Source organism: Dactylosporangium darangshiense (assembly GCF_039537565.1).
GTDB lineage: Bacteria > Actinomycetota > Actinomycetes > Mycobacteriales > Micromonosporaceae > Dactylosporangium > Dactylosporangium darangshiense.
Genome location: NZ_BAABAT010000017.1, coordinates 130,298 through 149,541, shown reverse-complemented (window position 1 = coordinate 149,541; position 19,244 = coordinate 130,298). Strand labels below are relative to the sequence as shown.

At 72.8% G+C, this 19,244-nt stretch carries 17 protein-coding genes and 1 pseudogene; 5 read left to right on the top strand and 13 right to left on the bottom strand.

Annotated elements, in window-relative coordinates:
* Positions 1-156: 156 nt before the first annotated feature.
* Positions 157-1,929: an ABC transporter ATP-binding protein gene (locus tag ABD901_RS28825; protein ID WP_345131180.1), complete on the bottom strand. Its 1,773-nt coding sequence runs from the start codon at positions 1,927-1,929 to the stop codon at positions 157-159.
* 1,029 nt (positions 1,930-2,958) lie between these two features.
* Positions 2,959-4,779: pseudogene (locus ABD901_RS28820) on the bottom strand (ABC transporter ATP-binding protein); the annotation flags it as partial.
* Between the two features lie 110 nt (positions 4,780-4,889).
* Here ABD901_RS28820 and ABD901_RS28815 point away from each other — a divergent pair.
* The 3 genes from ABD901_RS28815 (at position 4,890) to ABD901_RS28805 (ending at position 8,469) form a co-directional block, all read left to right on the top strand.
* Complete coding sequence (locus tag ABD901_RS28815; RefSeq protein WP_345131178.1) at positions 4,890-5,525, top strand: TIGR03085 family metal-binding protein; 636 nt, start codon at positions 4,890-4,892, stop codon at positions 5,523-5,525.
* A gap of 134 nt (positions 5,526-5,659) precedes the next feature.
* Positions 5,660-7,501: an AMP-dependent synthetase/ligase gene (locus ABD901_RS28810; protein ID WP_345131176.1), complete on the top strand. Its 1,842-nt coding sequence runs from the start codon at positions 5,660-5,662 to the stop codon at positions 7,499-7,501.
* A 113-nt stretch (positions 7,502-7,614) separates the two neighbouring features.
* On the top strand, positions 7,615-8,469 hold the full coding sequence (locus ABD901_RS28805; protein WP_345131174.1) for a hypothetical protein: 855 nt from the start codon (positions 7,615-7,617) through the stop codon (positions 8,467-8,469).
* 202 nt (positions 8,470-8,671) lie between these two features.
* On the opposite strand, the gene yczR is transcribed toward ABD901_RS28805, so the two are convergent.
* The gene (gene yczR / locus ABD901_RS28800) at positions 8,672-10,147 is read right to left on the bottom strand and encodes a MocR-like transcription factor YczR (protein ID WP_345131172.1); all 1,476 of its coding nucleotides are present in this window, start codon (positions 10,145-10,147) and stop codon (positions 8,672-8,674) included.
* 24 nt (positions 10,148-10,171) lie between these two features.
* Positions 10,172-11,107, bottom strand: a complete 936-nt coding sequence (locus tag ABD901_RS28795) for an EamA family transporter (RefSeq protein WP_345131170.1) — start codon at positions 11,105-11,107, stop codon at positions 10,172-10,174.
* 71 nt (positions 11,108-11,178) lie between these two features.
* On the opposite strand from ABD901_RS28795, the gene ABD901_RS28790 reads away from it, so the two are divergent.
* Entirely contained in the window at positions 11,179-12,138 is a 960-nt protein-coding gene (locus tag ABD901_RS28790; protein ID WP_345131168.1) for a LysR family transcriptional regulator, read from the top strand.
* 99 nt (positions 12,139-12,237) lie between these two features.
* Positions 12,238-12,723, top strand: a complete 486-nt coding sequence (locus ABD901_RS28785; protein ID WP_345131166.1) for a hypothetical protein — start codon at positions 12,238-12,240, stop codon at positions 12,721-12,723.
* Here the strand turns inward: ABD901_RS28785 and hisF are convergent.
* The 9 genes from hisF to ABD901_RS28740 all read right to left on the bottom strand — a co-directional run bounded on the left by hisF (position 12,720) and on the right by ABD901_RS28740 (position 19,111).
* Positions 12,720-13,481: an imidazole glycerol phosphate synthase subunit HisF gene (gene hisF / locus ABD901_RS28780; protein WP_345131164.1), complete on the bottom strand. Its 762-nt coding sequence runs from the start codon at positions 13,479-13,481 to the stop codon at positions 12,720-12,722. The two genes, ABD901_RS28785 and hisF, sit on opposite strands and share 4 nt — an antisense overlap.
* Positions 13,478-14,206: a bifunctional 1-(5-phosphoribosyl)-5-((5-phosphoribosylamino)methylideneamino)imidazole-4-carboxamide isomerase/phosphoribosylanthranilate isomerase PriA gene (gene priA / locus ABD901_RS28775; protein ID WP_345131162.1), complete on the bottom strand. Its 729-nt coding sequence runs from the start codon at positions 14,204-14,206 to the stop codon at positions 13,478-13,480. The genes hisF and priA overlap by 4 nt, the downstream gene beginning before the upstream one ends.
* Before the next feature lie 6 nt (positions 14,207-14,212).
* On the bottom strand, positions 14,213-14,527 hold the full coding sequence (locus ABD901_RS28770; RefSeq protein WP_345131160.1) for a hypothetical protein: 315 nt from the start codon (positions 14,525-14,527) through the stop codon (positions 14,213-14,215).
* A 4-nt stretch (positions 14,528-14,531) separates the two neighbouring features.
* Positions 14,532-15,155 carry an imidazole glycerol phosphate synthase subunit HisH gene (gene hisH, locus ABD901_RS28765; RefSeq protein WP_345131158.1) on the bottom strand — a complete coding sequence of 208 codons (624 nt, stop codon included), beginning with the start codon at positions 15,153-15,155 and terminating at the stop codon, positions 14,532-14,534.
* 16 nt (positions 15,156-15,171) lie between these two features.
* Positions 15,172-15,315, bottom strand: coding sequence for a hypothetical protein (locus tag ABD901_RS28760; RefSeq protein ID WP_345131156.1), 144 nt, complete (start codon positions 15,313-15,315; stop codon positions 15,172-15,174).
* Complete coding sequence (hisB, locus tag ABD901_RS28755) at positions 15,312-15,926, bottom strand: imidazoleglycerol-phosphate dehydratase HisB (RefSeq protein ID WP_345131154.1); 615 nt, start codon at positions 15,924-15,926, stop codon at positions 15,312-15,314. Before hisB ends, ABD901_RS28760 begins: the two co-directional genes overlap by 4 nt.
* A 68-nt stretch (positions 15,927-15,994) precedes the next feature.
* A complete protein-coding gene (locus ABD901_RS28750) occupies positions 15,995-17,071 on the bottom strand; it encodes a histidinol-phosphate transaminase (protein WP_345131152.1) in 1,077 nt (358 codons plus the stop codon).
* Complete coding sequence (gene hisD / locus ABD901_RS28745) at positions 17,068-18,369, bottom strand: histidinol dehydrogenase (RefSeq protein ID WP_345131150.1); 1,302 nt, start codon at positions 18,367-18,369, stop codon at positions 17,068-17,070. The genes ABD901_RS28750 and hisD overlap by 4 nt, the downstream gene beginning before the upstream one ends.
* 97 nt (positions 18,370-18,466) lie before the next feature.
* A complete protein-coding gene (locus ABD901_RS28740) occupies positions 18,467-19,111 on the bottom strand; it encodes a TetR/AcrR family transcriptional regulator (protein ID WP_345131148.1) in 645 nt (214 codons plus the stop codon).
* Positions 19,112-19,244 lie beyond the last annotated feature (133 nt).

The following is a 19,244-nucleotide window of genomic DNA, read 5'->3' as shown; positions in this document are numbered from 1 at the left end:
TCCGCCGCGCACCGACGGAGTGCGCCGGGATGCGCGGGCCCGGCACGCGCGCAGGTGCCCGCTGAGCACAGACGGAGTGCGCCGGCGCACCGGCGGAGTGCACGTTCCCGGCACGCGCGCCGGTGCTGGGTGGCAACGGTCGCGCGGCGCGGGCGTCTAGCGGGTCTGCTCCAGCCACGAGGCGTACAGGCGGGCGTAGATCGAGTCGGCCTCGTTGACCAGCCGCGAGTGCGGCCCGCGCTGCACGACCCGCCCGCGGTCGACCACGATCACCTCGTCCGCGGACTGCGCCGTCGAGAGCCTGTGCGCGATCGCGATCGTCGTGCGCCCGCGCGTCACGGCGTCGAGGGTGCGCTGGAGCCGCACCTCCGTGGCCGGGTCGACCGCACTCGTGGCCTCGTCGAGCACGAGCAGGTCGGGATCGGCGACGTACGCGCGGGCGAGCGCAACCAGCTGCCGCTCGCCGACCGACAGCGCCTCCCCGCGCTCGCCCACCTGCGTGTGCAGCCCGTCGGACAGCGACTCGAGCCAGTCGCTCAGCCCGAGCTCGGTGAACGCGCGCTCGAGGTCGGCGTCGGTGAGCGTGGGCCGCGCGAACCGGACGTTGTCGGCGATGCTCGCGTCGAACAGGAACCCGTCCTGCGGCACCATGACGACCCGGCTGCGCAGCGAGTCGAACCGGACGTCGGCCAGCGGCACGCCGGACAGCAGCACCCGCCCGGTGCTCGGGTCCATCAGCCGGGTCAGCAGCTTGGCGAACGTCGTCTTGCCGCTGCCGGTCTCGCCCACCACGGCCACCCGGGTCCGAGCGGCCACGGTGAGGTGGACGTCGCTGAGGACTTCGGGCCCGTCCGGGTAGGCGAAGTGGACATGCTCGAACCGCACGTCGATCGGCCCGTCGGGCAGCGCCCGCCCGCCGGACCCCGGGTCGGCGACGTCGGGCTCGGTCTCGATGATGTCGAGCACGCGGCGCCACCCGGCGATCGCGTTCTGCGCCTCGTTGAGCACCTCGGTGGCGACCTGCACAGGCTGCACGAACAGCGTGGCGAGGAAGAGGAAAGCGGTCAGCTGCCCGACGCTGAGCCGACCGCCGACCCCGAGCAGCGTCCCGACGACCACGACGCCCGCCAGCGCCAGCCCCGCCGCCAGCTCGCCGAAGCTCATGCTGATCACGTTGTTGGTCTGCGCCCGGAACTGGTTGCGCCGACTGCGATCGATCGCCGCGTCGAGCCGCTCACTGGTACGCCGCTGAATGCCGTACGCCCGCACAACCGGCGCCCCGACGACGCTCTCCGCGATCACGCCGAGCATCGCCCCGACGCTCTCGCGAACCTCGAGATAGAGCACGCTGAGCCGCCGCTGAAAGAACCGCACGACGAACACCAACGGCGCGAAGGCCAGCACGACCACGAGCGTGAGCTGCCACGAGTACACCAGCATGACCGCAGTGGTAACCGTCAGCTGCCCCAGGTTGACGATGAACAGCAGCCCTCCGAACTGCAGGAACTGGCTGATCTGGTCAACGTCTCCGGTAACCCGCGAGACGAGCGCCCCACGCCGCTCGGACTGCTGGTGCAGCATCGAAAGATCGTGAATATGCCGGAACGTCCGCGCCCGGATGCTGGCGAGAGCGGTCTCACTGACGGTGAACAGCCGCACATTCATCACGTACGCACTGAGCATCGTCACCAGCAGCACACCCGCGGTGATCGCCACGATCGTGCTCACGATGCCCAGATCCGGCCCACCGGGCGCCCGGATCCCCCGGTCGATGCCCTGCTGAATGGCAACAGGCACGGCAACCCGCCCCGCCGTGGCAACAAGGGCAAGCCCGAGCGTCCCGGCAAGCCCGGTGAACAGCTCCGGCGACAGCGCCAGCCCACGCCGCAGAATCGACGCCCGCGGGACGCCCTCGACACTCGCGGTCACGCGCTCACACCTTCCCCGCCCACGCGGCCAAGAATTCGAACCCCAGCCGCCAAGCCGCGGCCACCAGCAACTCGCACGGTCATGAGCCAACACCCTCCGCGCCTGGGCGGTCACCGCCGCAAACGGCAACCGTCACCGCGACCGGGCGGCCAGCGACAACACCGCGCCCACGCGACCCCGCCGGCAGGGTCAGGTCCGCCGCATCGTCGAGGCCGGGCGGCGACACAGCGGCGCGGTCAACGAGAGCAGGGAGCGCCGAGCCCGGCGCCGCGGCGAGGCCAGGCGCCGACGCGGCGACGCGAGCACCGGCCGTGAGTCGAGCCCGGGTGGACGCGGCGACGAGGATGGGCGCGGCGACCACGCCAGCGGCGGGCGCAAGCAGCGACGAGCCCGGCGCCGCCGCGAGACCAAGCGCCAGCGCAGCGGAGCGAACGGCGGCAGTGAGCAGAGCCCGACGCGGCGCAGCGGCAAGACCGACCGCCGGCGCGGGCGCGCCAGCGGCGGGCGCAAGCAGCGACGAGCCTGCAGCCGCCGCGAGGCCAGGCGCCGGCGCAGCGGAGCGAACGGCGGCAGTGAGCAGAGCCCGGCGCGGCGCAGCGGCAAGACCGACCGCCGGCGCGGGCGCGGCAGCGGGGGGCGCAAGCAGCGACGAGCCCTGAACCGCGGCGAGGCCGGGCGGCGGCGCAGCGGCGTGAGCGGAGGACGTGCGCGGGGCACGGCGCGGCGCGGCGGCTCGAACGCGGGCTGGGGACGGCGGGCGCGAGTGCGATAAGGAGGGCGACGGGCCGCGGCGGAGGAGCGACATGCGCGGCGTGGGCGGGGCGAGCGCGGTCATGCGCTCACGCTCTGCTCATCCAGGCGATCGTCGAGGTCGTCGTCGTCCGCGCCGGCAGACCGCGCGGACGACGAGCCGGCGTGAGCACCGACGGCGCCCGGGACGGCGGGTCCGGCGGCAGACGGGCCGGCAGGCACCGCGGCAGACGGGCCGGCAGGCACGGCGGCGGGCGGCGTGGTGGGCGCGGTGGTGGGTAGGTCCGCCGCCAGGTCGAGGGGGTCGACGTCGAAAGCGTGCTCGCGTTCGCGCTCCTCCTCGGCCTTCTCGTACGCCGTGACGAGGTCGGCGTAGCCCGGGGCGGTCTCGAGGAGCTCGGTGTGGGTGCCGCGGGCCACGACGCGGCCGCGCTCCAGGTAGACGACCTCGTCGGCCAGGGCGATCGTGGCGCGGCGGTAGGCGACGACCAGGATCGAGGCGGGCTGGGTGGCGCCGTCGGCGCGGCGCAGGGACGCGAGGATCGCGGCCTCGACGCGCGGGTCGACGGCGCTCGTGGCGTCGTCGAGGACGAGGAGGCGCGGGGCGCCGGCCAGGGCGCGGGCGATGGTCAGGCGCTGACGCTGGCCGCCGGACAGTGAGGTGCCCCGCTCGCCGACCGTGGTGTCGAGACCGTCGGCGAGGTGGCCGACGAAGCCGTCGGCCTGGGCGAGACGAAGGGCGCGCCAGGCGGCGTCGTCGTCGACGCCGGCCCGGTCGAGCGTGATGTTGCCGCGAACGGTGTCGTCGAAGACGAACGGGACCTGCGCGACGAGGGCCGCGGCGTCCGAGAGCGCGTCCTGCGTGAGCTCCCGCAGGTCGACGCCGTCCACCTCGATGGCGCCGGAGCCCGGGTCGACGAGCCGGGCGGCGAGCGCGGCGATCGTCGACTTGCCCGAGCCGGTCGGGCCGACGAGCGCGACGGTGCGCCCGGGCGGCACGTCGAACGTGACGCCGGCGAGCACGCGCTGGCCGTTGCCCTCCTCGTCGGTGTAGGCGAAGTCGACGTCGCGGAAGCTCAGCGCGGCCGGGCCGGTGCCGGTCAGGGCGGTCTCGCCGTAGACGGTGTCGCCCTCGGCGTCGAGCACGTGCCGGATGCGCTCCCAGCCCACGACGCTGCGTGGCAGCTCGGCGAGGACCCAGCCGATGGCCCGGACCGGGAACGCCAGGACGGTGAACAGGAACGCGACGCTGACGACCTCGTCGACCCGCACGGCGCCCTGCTGGTAGCGCCAGCCGCCGACGATGAGCACGGCGAGCGTGCCGAGGCTCGGCAGCGCGTCGAGCACCGGGTCGAACAGGGCGCGCACCCGGCCGACACGGATCGTGGCGTCGCGCAGCTGCACCGCCTTGTCGGCGAACCGCTCGGTCTCCGACGCCTCGCGGCCCATGGTCTTGACCACGAGGGCGCCGTCGAAGCTCTCGTGCGCCACGGCGCTGACCTCGGCGCGCAGCTGCTGGGCCTTGGCGATGCGCGGCGACATGCGCCGCGAATAGGCCACGTTGACGCCGAGGAGGGCCGGGAAGATCGCGACGCCGACGAGCGCCATCGCCCAGTCGGTGACGAACAGCGACGCGACCGCGGCGACCAGCATGACGACCGTGCCGACAGCGAAGGGGAACGGCGCGATCGGATACCAGGCGGCCTCGACGTCCGCGTTGGCGTTGGACAGCAGGGTGCCGGTGGCGTGGCGCTGGTGCCAGGCCAGCGGCAGGCGCAGGTAGCGGCGGGTGACCGCGCGGCGGTACTTCGCCTGGAGGTTGAACTGCATGGCACCGGCGCCGAGCCGGCGGCCGAGGATGCCGACGATCTTGCCGAGGCTGACGGCGAGGATCGCCAGCCCGCCGAGCAGCAGGGAGCCGACGGCGACGTGACCGTGGTCGATGGCCGGTAGCACGATCTTGCCGACCACACGGCCGGAGACGAAGGCGGTCGCGATGGTCAGGAGACTGAACAGGACGCTGCCGACCACCGACACGGCAAAGGTGTGAGGCTCGTCACGGACCGCGTATCCCAGCACTCGAAAGCCCTTGGCGAGCACCTTGCCGCTGGTCACATCAGCCCCCTGTTTTCGTCGCGCCGGTAAGCAACCCCGACCGCACGCCAACCTTACCGACGACCTACGACAATTTCGGGGCTAGCGTTACGCACATGACTTCCTTCGCCCGCGCCGAGCGGGCGGCGCTCGCCGACGCACTGCTCGCGGCCGGCCCCGACGCGCCCACCCTCTGTGAGGGCTGGGTCACCCGCGACCTCGCCGCCCACCTCGTGCTGCGCGAGCGCCGGCCCGACGCCGCAGCGGGCATCATGATCAAGTCCGTGGCCGGTCACACGCAGAAGGTGCAGGACCGCCTGGCCGCGGGCGACTACGCCGCGCTCGTCGAGACGGTGCGCACGCCCGGCCTCATCGCGAAGCCCGGCTTCCTCGAGGAGGGCATGAACCTCGTCGAGTTCTTCGTGCACCTCGAGGATGTGCGCCGGGCGACGCCGGGCTGGGCGCCGCGCGAGCTGCCCTCGGAGTACGCCAACGCGCTGGGCGCGCGGGCGAAGGGCTCGGCACGCCTGTCGGCCCGCCGCTTCCCGGCCCGCATCCTCGTGAAGGCCGCGGGCCTGGAGCCGTTCACGGCCGGCCGAGGCGATGCCGACGCGTCCCGGCAGGTCACGGTCGAGGGCGCGCCGGGTGAGGTGCTGCTGTTCTTCACCGGACGGCAGGCGGTCGCCGACGTCGAGCTGAGCGGGCCCGACGATCTCGTCGAACGGCTCAAGGGAGCCCGGCTGGGCATCTAAGGCTGGGCTTCCTCACGTTTCGGTTTCGGGTCTAGCCCGTTTCGGGATCGACGGTTTACCGTCTGGTAACCGACGGACGTGACGGCAGTCACGGGCGGCGGCGCCCGCGTCCCGGACGCCCGGAAGGCCCGATCATGACCAAGACCCAGCGGCTCGAACTGCCGTACCGCTCGATCCCGGACATGTTCCTGCACCGCGTCGCGGAGACGCCCGACCAGCGCGCGTTCGGCAGCCCCGCCGCCGACGACGCCGGCGAGCCGGTCTGGCTCACCTGGCGCGAGGTGGGCGAGCGCGCCCGCGCGATCGGCGCCGGCCTGACCACGCTCGGCATCCAGCCCGAGGACCGCGTCGCGGTGCTGTCCAGCACCCGCCTGGACTGGATCCTCGCCGACCTCGGCATCATGCTGGCGGGCGCCGCCACGACCACGGTCTACCCGACGACGGAGCCCGAGGAGGCGGTGTACATCGTCGCCGACTCCGGCTCGAAGGTGCTCTTCGCCGAAAACGCGGCACAGGCGGCGAAGCTCGACGGCGCGGACCTGCCCAACCTGACGACGGTCGTGCTGCTCGACGGTGCACCCAGCGGTACCGAATCCGTCAAGACAATCACGCTCGCGGACCTGGAAGCGGCCGGATGGACGGCGATCGCCGCGGACGCGGAGCTCATCGACCGGATCGTGGCCGGCATCGACGGCGACCGGCTCGCCACCCTGATCTATACGTCGGGCACCACGGGCCGTCCCAAGGGCGTCGAGCTGCTGCACGCCGGCTGGGTGTGGCAGGGCAAGACGCAGCAGGACACCGGCGTGCTCACCCCCGGCGACCTGCAGTACCTCTGGCTGCCGCTGTCACACTCGTTCGGCAAGACGCTGCTGTGCGGGATCGTGTACGTCGGCCTGCCCACGTACGTCGACGGCCGCGTCGACAAGCTCATCGACAACCTCGGCAAGATCCAGCCGACGCTCATGTGCGCGGCCCCGCGAATCTTCGAGAAGGTCTACAACCGGGTCGTCACCGGCGCGCAGGCCGACGGCGGCGCGAAGTGGAAGATCTTCACCTGGGCGGTCGCGGTCGGCAAGCGCGCCTCCGCCGAGCGCCTGGCCGGCCGCCAGCCGAGCGGGACGCTGAAGCTGCAGGCCGCGGTCGCCGACCGGCTGGTCTTCAGCAAGCTGCGGGCCCGCCTCGGCGGCCGGATGCGCGCGATGGTCTCCGGCTCGGCGCCCCTGGCACCGGAGATCGCGGAGTTCTTCTTCGCCGCCGGCCTGCCCATCCTCGAGGGCTATGGCCTGACCGAGACGTCGGCCGGCTCCTTCGTCAACCGGGAGGGCCGCCCGCGCATCGGGACCGTCGGCGAGGCGCTCGGCGACCTCGAGGTCAAGCTCGACACCGACGGCGAGGTGCTGCTCAAGGGCACTCCGGTCATGCGGGGGTACCACAACCTGCCCGACGAGACCGCCGCCGCGTTCACCGAGGACGGCTGGTTCCGCACCGGCGACATCGGCGAGCTCGACGACCAGGGCTACCTGCGCATCACCGACCGCAAGAAGGACCTGATCAAGACCTCCGGCGGCAAGTACGTCGCGCCGAGCTACATCGAGGGCCTGTTCAAGTCCGTCTGCCCGTACACCTCGCAGGCCGTCGTCGTCGGCCAGGCCCGCAACTACGTGACGATGCTGGTCACGCTGGACCCCGACGCGATCAAGGGCTGGGCCGAGGGCACCGCGCTGGCGGGCAAGTCCTACGCCGAGATCGCCGCCTCCAAGGAGGCCGAGGCGCTCGTCGAGGGCTACGTCCAGGAGCTCAACGCCAAGCTCAACCGCTGGGAGACGGTGAAGAAGTTCGCCGTCCTCAGCCGCGACCTGTCCATCGAGGACGGCGAGCTCACCCCGTCGCTCAAGGTCAAGCGCCGCGTCGTGGAGAAGTCGTTCGCGCCGGATATCGAGCGCATGTATGCGGGCTCGCTCGCGGAGATCTGACAAGGACCTCACTCACACCCCACAGTGTCGTGGCCCCCGGGAACCGCCATCCCCGGGGGCCACGACGCGTTCGGGGGTCTGCCAGAAATACGGGACATGGGTAAAGCGCCCGGATGACTACCGATCCGTCCATGAACATGGTGGCGTTCCGGCTGCAGCGCGAAGGCGGCACGATCGTGACCGGGCACGGCCGCACCCGCGACGACGACGCCGTGCGCCAGGCGTGGGCCATGGTCCAGCGCGAGCACAACGCCGCGCCGGGCGAGGTCATGGAGTTGTACAGCGAGTGGGAGCCCTCGTTGGCCGACAACGTGTTCATCGCGAAGGCCTTCCCTCGGGCCAAGCTCACGTACTCCTTCTCCCGCCCGGCGAACGGCCAATGGGACGCCGCGTTCGCCGAGGCCCGCGCCACGATCGAGCGCGCGGAGGCCGAGCGGCGCATGCGCGAGGTCGACGAGCAGGGGCAGCTGGTGCCGGTGCTCTGGAGCCCGCGGACGGCGGCCGAGATGCTGCAGATGTTGCCGTACCGCGAAATCGTCCCCGGCGCCCTCGTCGTCACGGTCGCCGTGGCCGCGCCCACCCCGCGCGGGACGATCGGCATGAACCACGTGACCCGGGCCGGCCTGGGCGACACCCCGTTCGAGGAGCGCCTGGCGGCGGCGACCGAGTCGCTGACGCAGGGCCTGTCGATCAACGCCTACAACGACGGCGAGGTGTTCGGCGTGAGCCGCGAGGGCGGGTTCGCCGCCTCGGCGATCGCGCTGCCCGGCTTCGGCGCGCGGATGGCCCAGATCGTCGGCAGCGAGGACCTCGTCGTCGCCATCACCGACGCCGACTGCGCGTTCCTGGCCGCGGCGGGCTCGCCGGCCGCGCAGCACCTGCGGCAGATGGTCGCCGAGGCCCCGCGCGGCGGCCAGCCCGAGCCGACCCTCCTGCGGCTCAACGGCCGCGGCATCGCCGTGGCGTAAGGACGGCCGAGCGACGATCGCGCTCCCGACAAACGCTCAACGGCCGCGGCATCGCCGTGGCGTAAGGACGGCCGAGCGACAATCGCGCCCCCGACAAACGCTCAACCGCCGTGGCGTAAGAACGGCCGGGCGACGATCGCGCTCCCGACAAGCGCTCAACGGCCGCGGCATCGCCGTGGCATCAAAGGTGGCATAGGAACGATCAGGCGACGACCGCCGGTGTCGCCCAGGAGTGGCGGCGCGGGCGGTCCAGGTCGCTGCGGGCCTCGGCGAGCCGGCGCACCGCCTCGACCAGGTCCGCCTCCGGCAGCGTGAACGGCAGGCGCATGAAGCGCTCCATGGTGCCGTCGGCGCCGAAGCGCGGGCCCGGCGCGACGCGCACGCCCAGCTCCTCGGCCGAGCGGGCCAGGGCGCTGGACACCGGCGCGTCGAGCTCGGCCCAGATGACCATGCCGCCGCGGGGCAGCACGAAGCGCCACTCGGGCAGCTGCGCGCGCAGCGCTTCGGCGAGCGTGTCGCGCTGGACCAGCAGTTGCTTGCGCCGCGCGGCGACGATCGTGTCGCGCCGCTGCAGCAGCCGGACGGCGACGAGCTGGTCGAGCACCGGCGAGGCCATGTCGACGCCGACGCGGGCGGCGGCGAGGCGGGCGATGAGCGGCGCCGGGCCGCGCACCCAGCCGATGCGCAGGCCGCCCCAGTACGCCTTGCTCATGCCGCCGATCGTGAGCACCCGGGCCGTGCGGTCGAACGCGGCCACGGCGGGCGGCATCCCGCCCTCGGCGAGCTCGGGCTCCAGCGCCAGGTCGACGAAGGACTCGTCGATGATCAGGTCGGTGCCCGCGGCATGTGCCGTCGAGGGCAGCCGCTCGCGCAGCGAGGCCGGCATGAGGTGGCCGGTGGGGTTGTGGAAGTCCGAGATGAGGTACGCCACCCGCGCCTGCGCCGCGCGCACCGTCGACAGCAGCAGGTCGGCGTCCCAGCCGTCGGGGCCGATCGCGTAGGCGCTGATCCGCGCCCGGCCGGCGACGAAGGCGCTCAGCGCGTTGGGGTAGGTCGGCGTCTCCACCAGGGCGCGCTGGCCGGGCGCGACGAGCAGGCGCAGCAACAGGTCCAGCGCCTGCTGCACGCCGCCGGTGATCATGACCTGGTCGGGCTCGGTCGGCAGGCCGCGCTCGGTGTATTGGCGTGCGACGGCCTCGCGCAGCACGAGCAGCCCGGAGGGCTGGTAGCCGGGGCCGCACAGGTATGGCTCGAGGTCGGCGACGGCCTCGGCGGCGGCCGGCCCGGCCTCGGGCGGCGCGGGCATCGCCGCGCAGCCGAGGTCGATCAGGCCGGCGTCGTCGCTGGGCGTCCACAGCCCGGAGGTGCCGACGCGGTGCCCGGCCGGCAGCTCGGTCCAGCTCCCGGCGCCGCGACGGCTGGACACGTGCCCGCTCTCGCGCAGTTCCCGATAGGCGGCGGTCACGGTGGTACGGCTGATGCCCAGCGCCGCCGCGAGCTCGCGCTCGGCGGGCAGCCGGACGCCCAGGGCCAGGCGGCCGTCGATGAGCAGGCCGCGCACGGCGTTGGCGAGCACCACGTATTCGGGCCGGCGCCCGGCGGGGCCGCGCACCCCGACCGCGACCTGCCAGGCGTTGAGCATGCGGGCCAGTTGGGCGCCCCGGACGATCGCTGACAAGGCCAGTCCCCCCCTAATTGGCTTTCACACTCGACCGATTGGCCTCAGACTGGCATGCACCGGCTCGGCGGGCAAGTCCAATTCCCGCTCGCTTTCGGGGACCACCTTGCGCGGGGCGACCGCGCCCAGCAGGACGCCGCCGAGGATCGCCGCGCCGCCGACCAGGTCGTACCAGTGGATGTCCTCGTGCAGGAACAGCGCCGAGGACAGGATCGCGAAGATCGGCGCCAGGGCGGCGAAGGGCGCGACGGTCCCGGCGCCGTAGCGGGCGATCAGCCTGCCCCAGACCCCGAAGCCGAGCAGTGTCGACAGGTAGGCGATGTAGGCGATCGCGCCGACGGCGACCAGGTCGAGGCCCTTCAGGGCGCCCCAGACGTACGCCGGGCCGTCGACCGTCAGCGTCAGCAGGATCAGCGGCGGGGTGGCGACGGCGCTGACCCACACCATGAAGTTGAGCATGTTCTGCGCGGAGGCCTTGCGCATGGCGACGTTCGCCAGGCCCCATGCGGCGCCGGCCGCCACGACCAGCAGGAACGCGCCGAGCGGGCGGTCCAGGCCGAGCTGCGTCGCGATGAGCACGATGCCGGCGCCGGCCAGCACGACACCGGCCACGCGCCGCGGGCCCGGCCGGTCGCGCAGCAGGACGGTGGCGAAGACGAGGGTGAAGACGACCTGGCTCTGCAGTACCAACGCGGAAAGCCCCGACGGCAGACCGGCCGCCATCCCGGCGAAGAGCAGGGAGAACTTGACCACGCCGAGCGCGATGCCGGTGGCGATCACCCAGCGCCACGGCGCCTGCGGCCGCCCGACCAGGAACACCGCGGGCAGGGCCGCGACGCCGAAGCGCAGGGCGCAGAACAGCAGCGGCGACATGCTCGACAGGCCCACGTGGATGACCACGAAGTTGACGCCCCAGATGACGGTCACCACGATCGCCAGGGCGAGGTCGCGAGGTTTCATGCCTCGATGATTGGCCCGCCGAACTTGAAGTACCATCGAAAAGTTCTGCATTGTTGTTTTAGCATTGCTTCATGCTTGACCTTTCGCGGCTCCAGGCGCTCCGCGCGGTGCAGACGTTCGGCACGGTCACGGCCGCCGCGGGCGCGCTGCACTGCACGCCGTCGGCGGTCTCCCAGCACATCGCCAAGCTCGAGCGTGAGACGAAGACCACGCTCGTGGAGAAGGACGGGCGGCGGCTGCGGCTCACCGAGGCGGGCCGGGTCCTCGCCGAGCACGCCGGGCGGGTCCTCGCCGCGGTCGAGGAGGCCGAGGCGGCGCTCGCCGCGCACCAGGAGACGGTGTCGGGGCGCCTGAGCGTGTCGTCGTTCCCGACCGCGTGCCGCGGGCTGCTGCCCCATGCGCTGCGCCGGCTCGCCGCGGACCACCCGGGCCTCGAGCCGACGCTGCTGGAGACCGACCGCGAGTCGAGCTTCGACGGCATCCTGCGCGGCATCATCGACGTAGCCCTCATCGACGAGTGGCTGGAGATCCCGGTGACCTACCCGCCGGGCGTGGCCAGCGTCGAGCTGGGCCTGGACGTCGGCGACCTGATGCTGCCGGCCGCGCACCCCCTCGCCCGCGGCGTCGGGCCGGTCACGCTCGACGAGGTCCGCGAGGAGCGCTGGATCGGCGCGACGCCGGGCACCGTCTGCAACGAGTGGCTGCTGCGCATGCTGCCCGGCCTGCAGCCGTCGATCCTGGTCAACGAGTTCGAGACGCAGTTGACCTTCGTCGCCGAGGGGCTCGGGGTGGCGTTCGTGCCGCGGCTGGCCCGCACCGCGCTGCCGGCCGGCGTCGTGGCCCGGCCGGTCACCCCGGAGGCGGCCCGGCGGGTCTCCGTCGCGTGGCGCGCGGCGGCCGCGGTGCGCCCGGCGATCGGGGCCACCGTCTCGGCCCTGCAGGACGCCTGGCGGCACCGGGCGAGCCCGGCCGTCCCCGGGTTGGACCTACCCGAGTGGGTGCCCGGGCGGGACGTCATTCACGTGGTTTAGCCCAGTTCAGGCGTCTCGTCCGGGCCCCCTGGACCGCGAGGCGTTCATTCATCATATTCACTTCTGCGGGTTTTCGGGCCGCCCCTTACATTCATTGCTATGGCCCTCTTCCGTTCCCGGACGGCGACCGGCGCCGGCATCCTGGCGACGCTGCTCCTGGTGCTCATCTTCGGCAACCAGATCTTCACGGAATGGGTCGACCGCCATAGTGACGGGTCGACCGTTTGGGGATTCTTCCTGCGCATGCTCGCCTGGCCGCGGTGGTGGATCAGCCCGCGCGACGGCTCCGGCAGCGCGGCCCGGGAGCTGCTCGCGAACGACCTGCGGGCGTTGCTGGTGATCCTCTTCGTTGCGTTGGTGCTGTCCGTGTCGGCCAAGACCGTGGCCGGCGGCGGGGGCGCGTTCGTCATCGGCTGGGCCTCGCTGATCTTCGGCGCCGCCCTCGCCGCCTTCACCACGGCGTTCCTCGTCTCGGACCCGACGATGCTGGGCGCCCTCAACGCGGCCGCGGCCGCCTCCGGCTACGGCCTCTTCGTCGGCTGGATCGTCGGCATCGCCGTCGCCGCCGGAAAGAAGGCCGACTAGCGAACCGGGTGCCCGGCCTCGCGCAGGGCAACCTTGACGTCACCGATCGCCAGCTCGCCGAAGTGGAACACACTCGCGGCGAGCACGGCGTCGGCGCCGGCGGCGACGGCCGGTGCGAAGTCGCCGACCTTGCCGGCCCCGCCGCTGGCAATGACGGGGATGCCGACCACCGCGCGGACCGCCTCGATCAGCTCCAGGTCGAAGCCGTCCTTGGTGCCGTCGGCGTCCATCGAGTTGAGCAGGATCTCGCCCGCCCCGAGCTCGGCGACCCGGGCCGCCCACTCGACGGCGTCGAGGCCCGCGCCGCGGCGCCCGCCGTGCGTGGTCACCTCGAAGCCGCTGGGCTGCCCCTCGGCCCGGCGCACGTCGAGCGACAGCGTGAGGACCTGGTTGCCGAAGCGCTGCGCGATCTCGGCGATGAGCTCCGGGCGGGCGATCGCGGCCGTGTTCACCCCGACCTTGTCCGCTCCGGCGCGCAGCAGCGTGTCGACGTCCCCGACGCTGCGCACGCCGCCGCCGACGGTGAGGGGGATGAAGACCGTCTCCGCGGTACGCCGGACGACGTCCAGCATCGTCGCGCGCCCGTCGGCGGAGGCCGTCACGTCGAGGAAGACCAGCTCGTCGGCGCCGGCGGCGTCGTAGGCAGCGCCCAGCTCGACCGGGTCGCCGGCGTCGCGCAGGTTGAGGAAGTTGACGCCCTTCACAACCCGGCCCGCGTCAACGTCCAGGCAAGGGATCACCCGCACCGCGACGCTCATTCGGACTCCTCCAGCACCTGCAGCGCCTCGGCGACGGTGAAGGCTCCGGCGTACAGCGCCTTGCCCACGATCACGCCCTCGACCCCGGCCGGCTCGAGCGCGGCCAGCTGGCGCAGGTCGTCGAGCTTCGACACGCCGCCGCTGGCGATCACCGGCTTCTTCGTCCGGCCGGTGACCTCCAGCAGCAGGGTCAGGTTGGGGCCGGTCAGCGTGCCGTCGCGCATCACGTCGGTCACCACGTAACGGGCGCAGCCGGCCTTCTCGAGCCGGTCGAGGACCTCGAACAGGTCACCGCCCTCCTTGGTCCAGCCGCGCGCCGCGAGCTGGTGACCCCGCACGTCCAGCCCCACCGCGACCTGGTCGCCGTAGGTGGCGCAGACGTGGTCGCACCAGTCCGGGTTCTCCAGCGCCGCGGTGCCCAGGTTGACCCGGGTCGCGCCGGTGGACAGCGCGGCCTTCAGCGACGCCTCGTCGCGGATGCCGCCGGAGAGCTCGACCTGCACGTCGAGGCGTCGCACCACGTCGGCGAGCAGCGCAGCGTTGGAGCCCCGCCCGAATGCCGCATCGAGGTCGACGAGGTGGATCCACTCCGCGCCCTGCCGCTGCCAGGCCAGCGCGGCCTCGAGCGGGTCGCCGTAGGTGGTTTCGCTGCCGGCGGCGCCCTGGACGAGACGGACCGCCTGGCCGTCGGCGACGTCGACGGCGGGCAGGAGCTGCAGAGCCATGAGAGTTCAGATCCTTCGGTCCAGGACGAGCACGGTTAGCGCCGGAGTGGCGACGATGACGATCGCGCTGATGCCGATCCGGGCCGGCCAGGAGTCGATGAGCAGCCAGACCAGGGCCAGGACGACCAGCACGATGGTGAGGATGACGGCCCGTTGCGCGCGGGACCGGCGAGCGAAAAGCTTACCGGTGCGCCCGACGCGGACCTTGGGCACCAGCCGCCGCATTGCGGCCCGGCGCACGCGTTTGCGCTCGTGGCGGCGCATGCGTTCGGCGCGCTCCGCCTCCAGCAGCGCGCGTCGCTTCGCCCTCTCCTTGCTCACGTGCTCAGAGGGTTTCGAGCCAGTTCGCGAGCAGCGTGGCGCCCGCGTCGCCGGACTTCTCCGGGTGGAACTGGGTCGCGCGCAGCACGTCGGTCTCGAACGCGGCGACGAACGGCTCGCCGTGCACCGCCGTGGCCACCCGCACGCCGGCCTCGGCCTGCGCGTCGATGACCGTCGGGGCGTAGGAGTGCACGAAGTAGAAGCGGGTCTCGGCCGGCAGGCCCGCGCCGAGGACCGAGTCGCCCGGCCAGGTCACCGTGTTCCAGCCCATGTGCGGCACGACCGGCGCCTGCAGCCGGGTCACCGTGCCGGGCGCCAGCCCCAGGCCCTTGGTGACCACGCCGTGCTCCTCGCCGGAGTCGAACAGGATCTGCATGCCGACGCAGATACCCAGCACCGGCGCGCCCGCGCGGACCCGCTCGGCGATCGTCGGGCCGGCGCCGAGCTCCTCAATGCCGGCCATGCACGCCGCGTAGGCGCCGACGCCGGGCACGACCAGGCCGTCGGCCCGCGCCGCCTTGCCCAGGTCCGAGGTCACCTCGACGTCCGCGCCGACCCGCGCCACGGCCCGCTCCGCCGAGCGGAGGTTGCCCGAGCCGTAGTCGAGAATCACCACTCGTTTCGCCACGGATACTCCCCCTCTCTCAGAGCCACAGCAGCCCGCCGGCCGCGGACAGAGCGGCCAGCACCAGCGTGATCACGAACGGCACCTTGGACTTGCTCTGCTGGCGCAGCGACAGCGCCCCGCCGAGCAACAGCCCGGCCAGCGCGAGCAGCAGAATGCTCACAGCGCGCCCTTGGTGCTCGGCACCGCGCCGGCGTTGCGGGGGTCGATCGCGCACGCCTGGCGCAGCGCCCGGGCGACGGCCTTGAACTGCGCCTCGACGATGTGGTGCGCGTCGGGCTGTGCGCCGTGGCGGCCGGCCCGCAGGATGCTCACGTGCAGCGTGACCCGCGCCGAGTGGCCGAAGGACTCCCAGATGTGCCGGGTCAGGCTCGTCGGGTAGTTGCCGCCGATGTGCGGCGCGATGTTGGCGGGCTCGTCGTGCACCACGTAAGGCCGGCCGGACAGGTCGACCACCGCCGAGGCGAGCACCTCGTCCAGCGGGACCTGGGCGTGGCCGTACCGGGTCACGCCGGCCTTGTCCCCGAGCGCCTCGGCGAACGCGGCGCCGAGCGCGAGCGCGGTGTCCTCGACGGTGTGGTGGGCATCGATCTCCAGATCCCCCACCGTCTGTACCCGAAGATCGAACCCGCCGTGCTTGGCGATCTGGTTGAGCATGTGGTCGTAGAAGCCCACGCCGGTGGAGATCTCCCCGACGCCGGTGCCGTCGAGGTCGAGCTCGACCAGGACCTTGGTCTCCTTGGTGACGCGCTCGATCCGGGCGGTACGGCTCACGGCACCTGCGCTTCGCTCCGGCACCGTCGTGAGCTGAAACCCTGCCACGCCGCTTCGCTCCAAACCGCTCACAACAGCTCCTCGAGTGCATTCAGGAAAGCGCTGGTCTCCTCGGGCGTGCCCGCGGTCACGCGCAGCCAGCCGGCCAGGCCGACGTCGCGGATCAGCACGCCCCGGTCGAGCAGGGCCTGCCACACGCCCTTGCTGTCGCCGCGCGGCGCGCCGAACAGCACGAAGTTGGCGTCGCTGTCGGCGACCGGAAGGCCCCAGCCGCGCAGCGTCGCCACGATGCGGTCCCGCTGCTCCTTGACCGCGTCCACGGTCGACAGCAGCGCATCCGTGTGCGCGAGCGCCGCGCGGGCGACCGCCTGGGTCATGGCGCTGAGGTGGTACGGCAACCGCACCAGCTGCACCGCGTCGACCACGGCCGCGTTGGCCGCCAGGTAGCCGACCCGCCCGCCGGCCAGCGCGAACGCCTTGCTCATCGTGCGGGTGACGACCAACCGGGGGTACCGCTGCAGCAGGCTCAGGGCGAAGACCGTGCCCTTGCGGGCGAACTCCGCATAGGCCTCGTCGACGATGACCATGCCCTCGGCGGCCTCGGCGACCGCCTCGACGACGTCCAGCGGCAGCGCGGTGCCGGTCGGGTTGTTGGGCGAGCACAGGAAGACCAGGTCCGGCCGGTGCTCGCGGACCTTCGCCACGGCGTGCTCGGCGGTCAGCTCGAAGTCCTCGCCGCGGCGCCCGTCGACCCACGCCGTGCCCGTGCCGGCGGCCAGCAGCGGATGCATCGAATACGACGGCGTGAAGCCCAGCGCGGTGCGCCCTGGCCCGGCGAAGGTCTGCAGCAGCTGCTGCTGGATCTCGTTGGAGCCGTTGGCGGCCCACACGTCCTTCCAGGTCAGCCCGTGCCCCAGGTACGTCGCCAGGTCCGTGCGCAGCGCAACGGCGTCCCGGTCCGGATACCGGTTGAGATCGCGCAACACCGCGGAAAGCGACTTCTCCATCTCCGCAACGGCCGCATCCGGTACCGGATAAGAGTTCTCGTTCGTGTTGAGGCGCACGGCCACGTCGAGCTGCGGCGCGCCATACGGGGTCATGCCGCGCAGCTCGTCGCGCAGCGGCAGGTCGTCGAGCGTCGTCATCCGTTGAACCGCACCTTCACCGCGGCGCCGTGCGCCGGCAGGTCCTCGGCGTCCGACAGCGCCACCACGTGCCCGGCGACCTGCTGGAGCGCGTCGTGCGAGTACTCGATGAGCTGCACGCCGCGCAGGAACGTCTGGGTCGACAGCCCGGACGAGTGCCGGGCGCAGCCGCCGGTCGGCAGGACGTGGTTGGAGCCCGCGCAGTAGTCGCCGAGCGACACCGGCGACCACGCGCCGACGAAGATCGCGCCGGCGTTGCGCACCCGCTCGGCCACCGCCCGCGGGTCGCGGGTCTGGATCTCCAGGTGCTCGGCGCCGTATGCGTCCACGACCCGCAGCCCCTGCGCGAGGTCGCCCACCAGTACCGTCGCCGACTGCGGCCCGTTCAGCGCCTCGGTGACCCGCTCGATGTGCCTGGTCGCCGCGACCTGCCGCGCGACCTCGGCGTCCACCGCGTCCACGAGCTCCACCGACGTCGTGACCAGCACGCTCGCCGCCAGCGGGTCGTGCTCCGCCTGGCTGATCAGGTCCGCGGCCACGTGCCGCGGGTCGGCGCTGTCGTCCGCCAGGATCGCGATCTCGGTCGGCCCCGCCTCGGCGTCGATGCCGACGGTCCCGCGCAGCATCCGCTTCGCGGCCGTCACCCAGATGTTGCCCGGCCCGGTGATCATGTCGACCGGCGCGCACGCCGGCTCCTCGTCGCTGAACCCGTAGCCGAACATGGCGATCGCCTGCGCGCCGCCCACCGCGTACACCTCGTCGACCCCGAGCAGCGCGCACGCCGCCAGGATGTTCCGGTTCGGCAGGCCCGTGTCCTTCTGCGGCGGGCTCGTCACGGCGATCGACTCGACCCCCGCCGCCTGCGCCGGAACGACGTTCATGACCACGCTCGACGGATACACGGCCAGGCCGCCCGGCACATACAGCCCGACGCGCCCGACCGGCAGCCACCGCTGTGTCACCGTGCCGCCCTCGCCGAGCACCGTCGTGACCTCGGTGCGGCGCTGGTCCTCGTGCACCTTCCGGGCCCGGGCGATCGACTCGAGCAGCGCGGCCCGGACGGCGGGCTCGAGCTCGGCCTCGGCCCGCTCGATCTCCTCCGTGGGCACCCGCAGCTGCTTCACCTCGAGGCCGTCGAAGCGATGGGTGGCCTCCCGGATCGCGCTCGCGCCATGCTCGCGCACTGCTTCGACGGTCGGACGCACCTGCTCGGTGGCGACGGTGACGTCGATGGCGGCTCGGGGCAGCAGACGGCGCGGGTCCTCGGCGGAGCCGCGCAGGTCGATCCGGTTCAACACCCTTGCGAGTCTATTCGGCGCCGCCAGCGGTTATGCGTCCCCGTCCCGCCTGGCGGTCTGTCCGCTTCTTGCCGCTGTTACCTGCGTCGCCATCGCCCTAGGGCTGGGCGTTCTGCCGGGCCTTCGCCCAGCGCCAGTTGGTCTCGGCCGGCTCGGGGGCCGGCCCTGGGAGCGGATCGGCGTCGTCGCGCTCCATCCCGTCGATGGCCAGCGCCAGGTAGCGCCGGCGCAGCTGGACGCTGCGATCGCGGTCGGGCAGCCGGATCGCCGCGCACGCCTCCAACAGCAGCGTCACGTCGGCCAGCACGAAGTCGGCCCGCAGCCGCCCGCCGGCGTGCGCCCGGGCGACGAGCCGCTCGACGAGCTCGTTGGCCCGCACCGCGTCGGCCCCCATCTCGGGCGTCGGCGTGAAGGTCCCCGCCAGGTGCACGGTGAGCGCATGGACGTCGGCGTCGACGACGTTGCGCAGGAAGGTCGTCAGCGCGTCCCAGCCTTCATTCATGTCGCCACCGTCGACGGCCGCGTCGATGAACGCCTTGAGCCCGTCGTGGCACAGGGTGCGCAGCAGGTCCTCCTTGCCCGCATAGCGCCGGTACAGCGCGCTGATGCCCACCCCGGCCCGCTCGGCCACGGCGGAGATGGGCGCCTTCGGGTCCTCGATGAACACGTCACGGGCCGCGGCGAGGATGGCGCCGTCATTGCGGGCGGCCTCGCGCTTACGCCCTTGAAGCGGTGTGGTCATGACCCACACCATACCACCGGAACGGACTGTTCCGATCCGGTTCGCAGCACACCGCCGCCCCCGCTTCCGCGGTTCGCAGCGCACCGTCGCCCCCCGCTTCCGCGCTTCACAGCGCACCACCGGCCCGCCCGCC

Bases quoted from the DNA above. Each gene is read 5' to 3' on its own strand.
- ABD901_RS28815 (WP_345131178.1), top strand. From the start codon at position 4,890: ATGACTTCCTTCGCCCGCGCCGAGCGGGCGGCGCTCGCCGACGCACTG.
- ABD901_RS28810 (WP_345131176.1), top strand. From the start codon at position 5,660: ATGACCAAGACCCAGCGGCTCGAACTGCCGTACCGCTCGATCCCGGAC.
- ABD901_RS28805 (WP_345131174.1), top strand. From the start codon at position 7,615: ATGACTACCGATCCGTCCATGAACATGGTGGCGTTCCGGCTGCAGCGC.
- ABD901_RS28795 (WP_345131170.1), bottom strand. From the start codon at position 11,107: ATGAAACCTCGCGACCTCGCCCTGGCGATCGTGGTGACCGTCATCTGG.
- ABD901_RS28790 (WP_345131168.1), top strand. From the start codon at position 11,179: ATGCTTGACCTTTCGCGGCTCCAGGCGCTCCGCGCGGTGCAGACGTTC.
- ABD901_RS28785 (WP_345131166.1), top strand. From the start codon at position 12,238: ATGGCCCTCTTCCGTTCCCGGACGGCGACCGGCGCCGGCATCCTGGCG.
- hisF (WP_345131164.1), bottom strand. From the start codon at position 13,481: ATGAGCGTCGCGGTGCGGGTGATCCCTTGCCTGGACGTTGACGCGGGC.
- priA (WP_345131162.1), bottom strand. From the start codon at position 14,206: ATGGCTCTGCAGCTCCTGCCCGCCGTCGACGTCGCCGACGGCCAGGCG.
- ABD901_RS28750 (WP_345131152.1), bottom strand. From the start codon at position 17,071: ATGACGACGCTCGACGACCTGCCGCTGCGCGACGAGCTGCGCGGCATG.
- ABD901_RS28740 (WP_345131148.1), bottom strand. From the start codon at position 19,111: ATGACCACACCGCTTCAAGGGCGTAAGCGCGAGGCCGCCCGCAATGAC.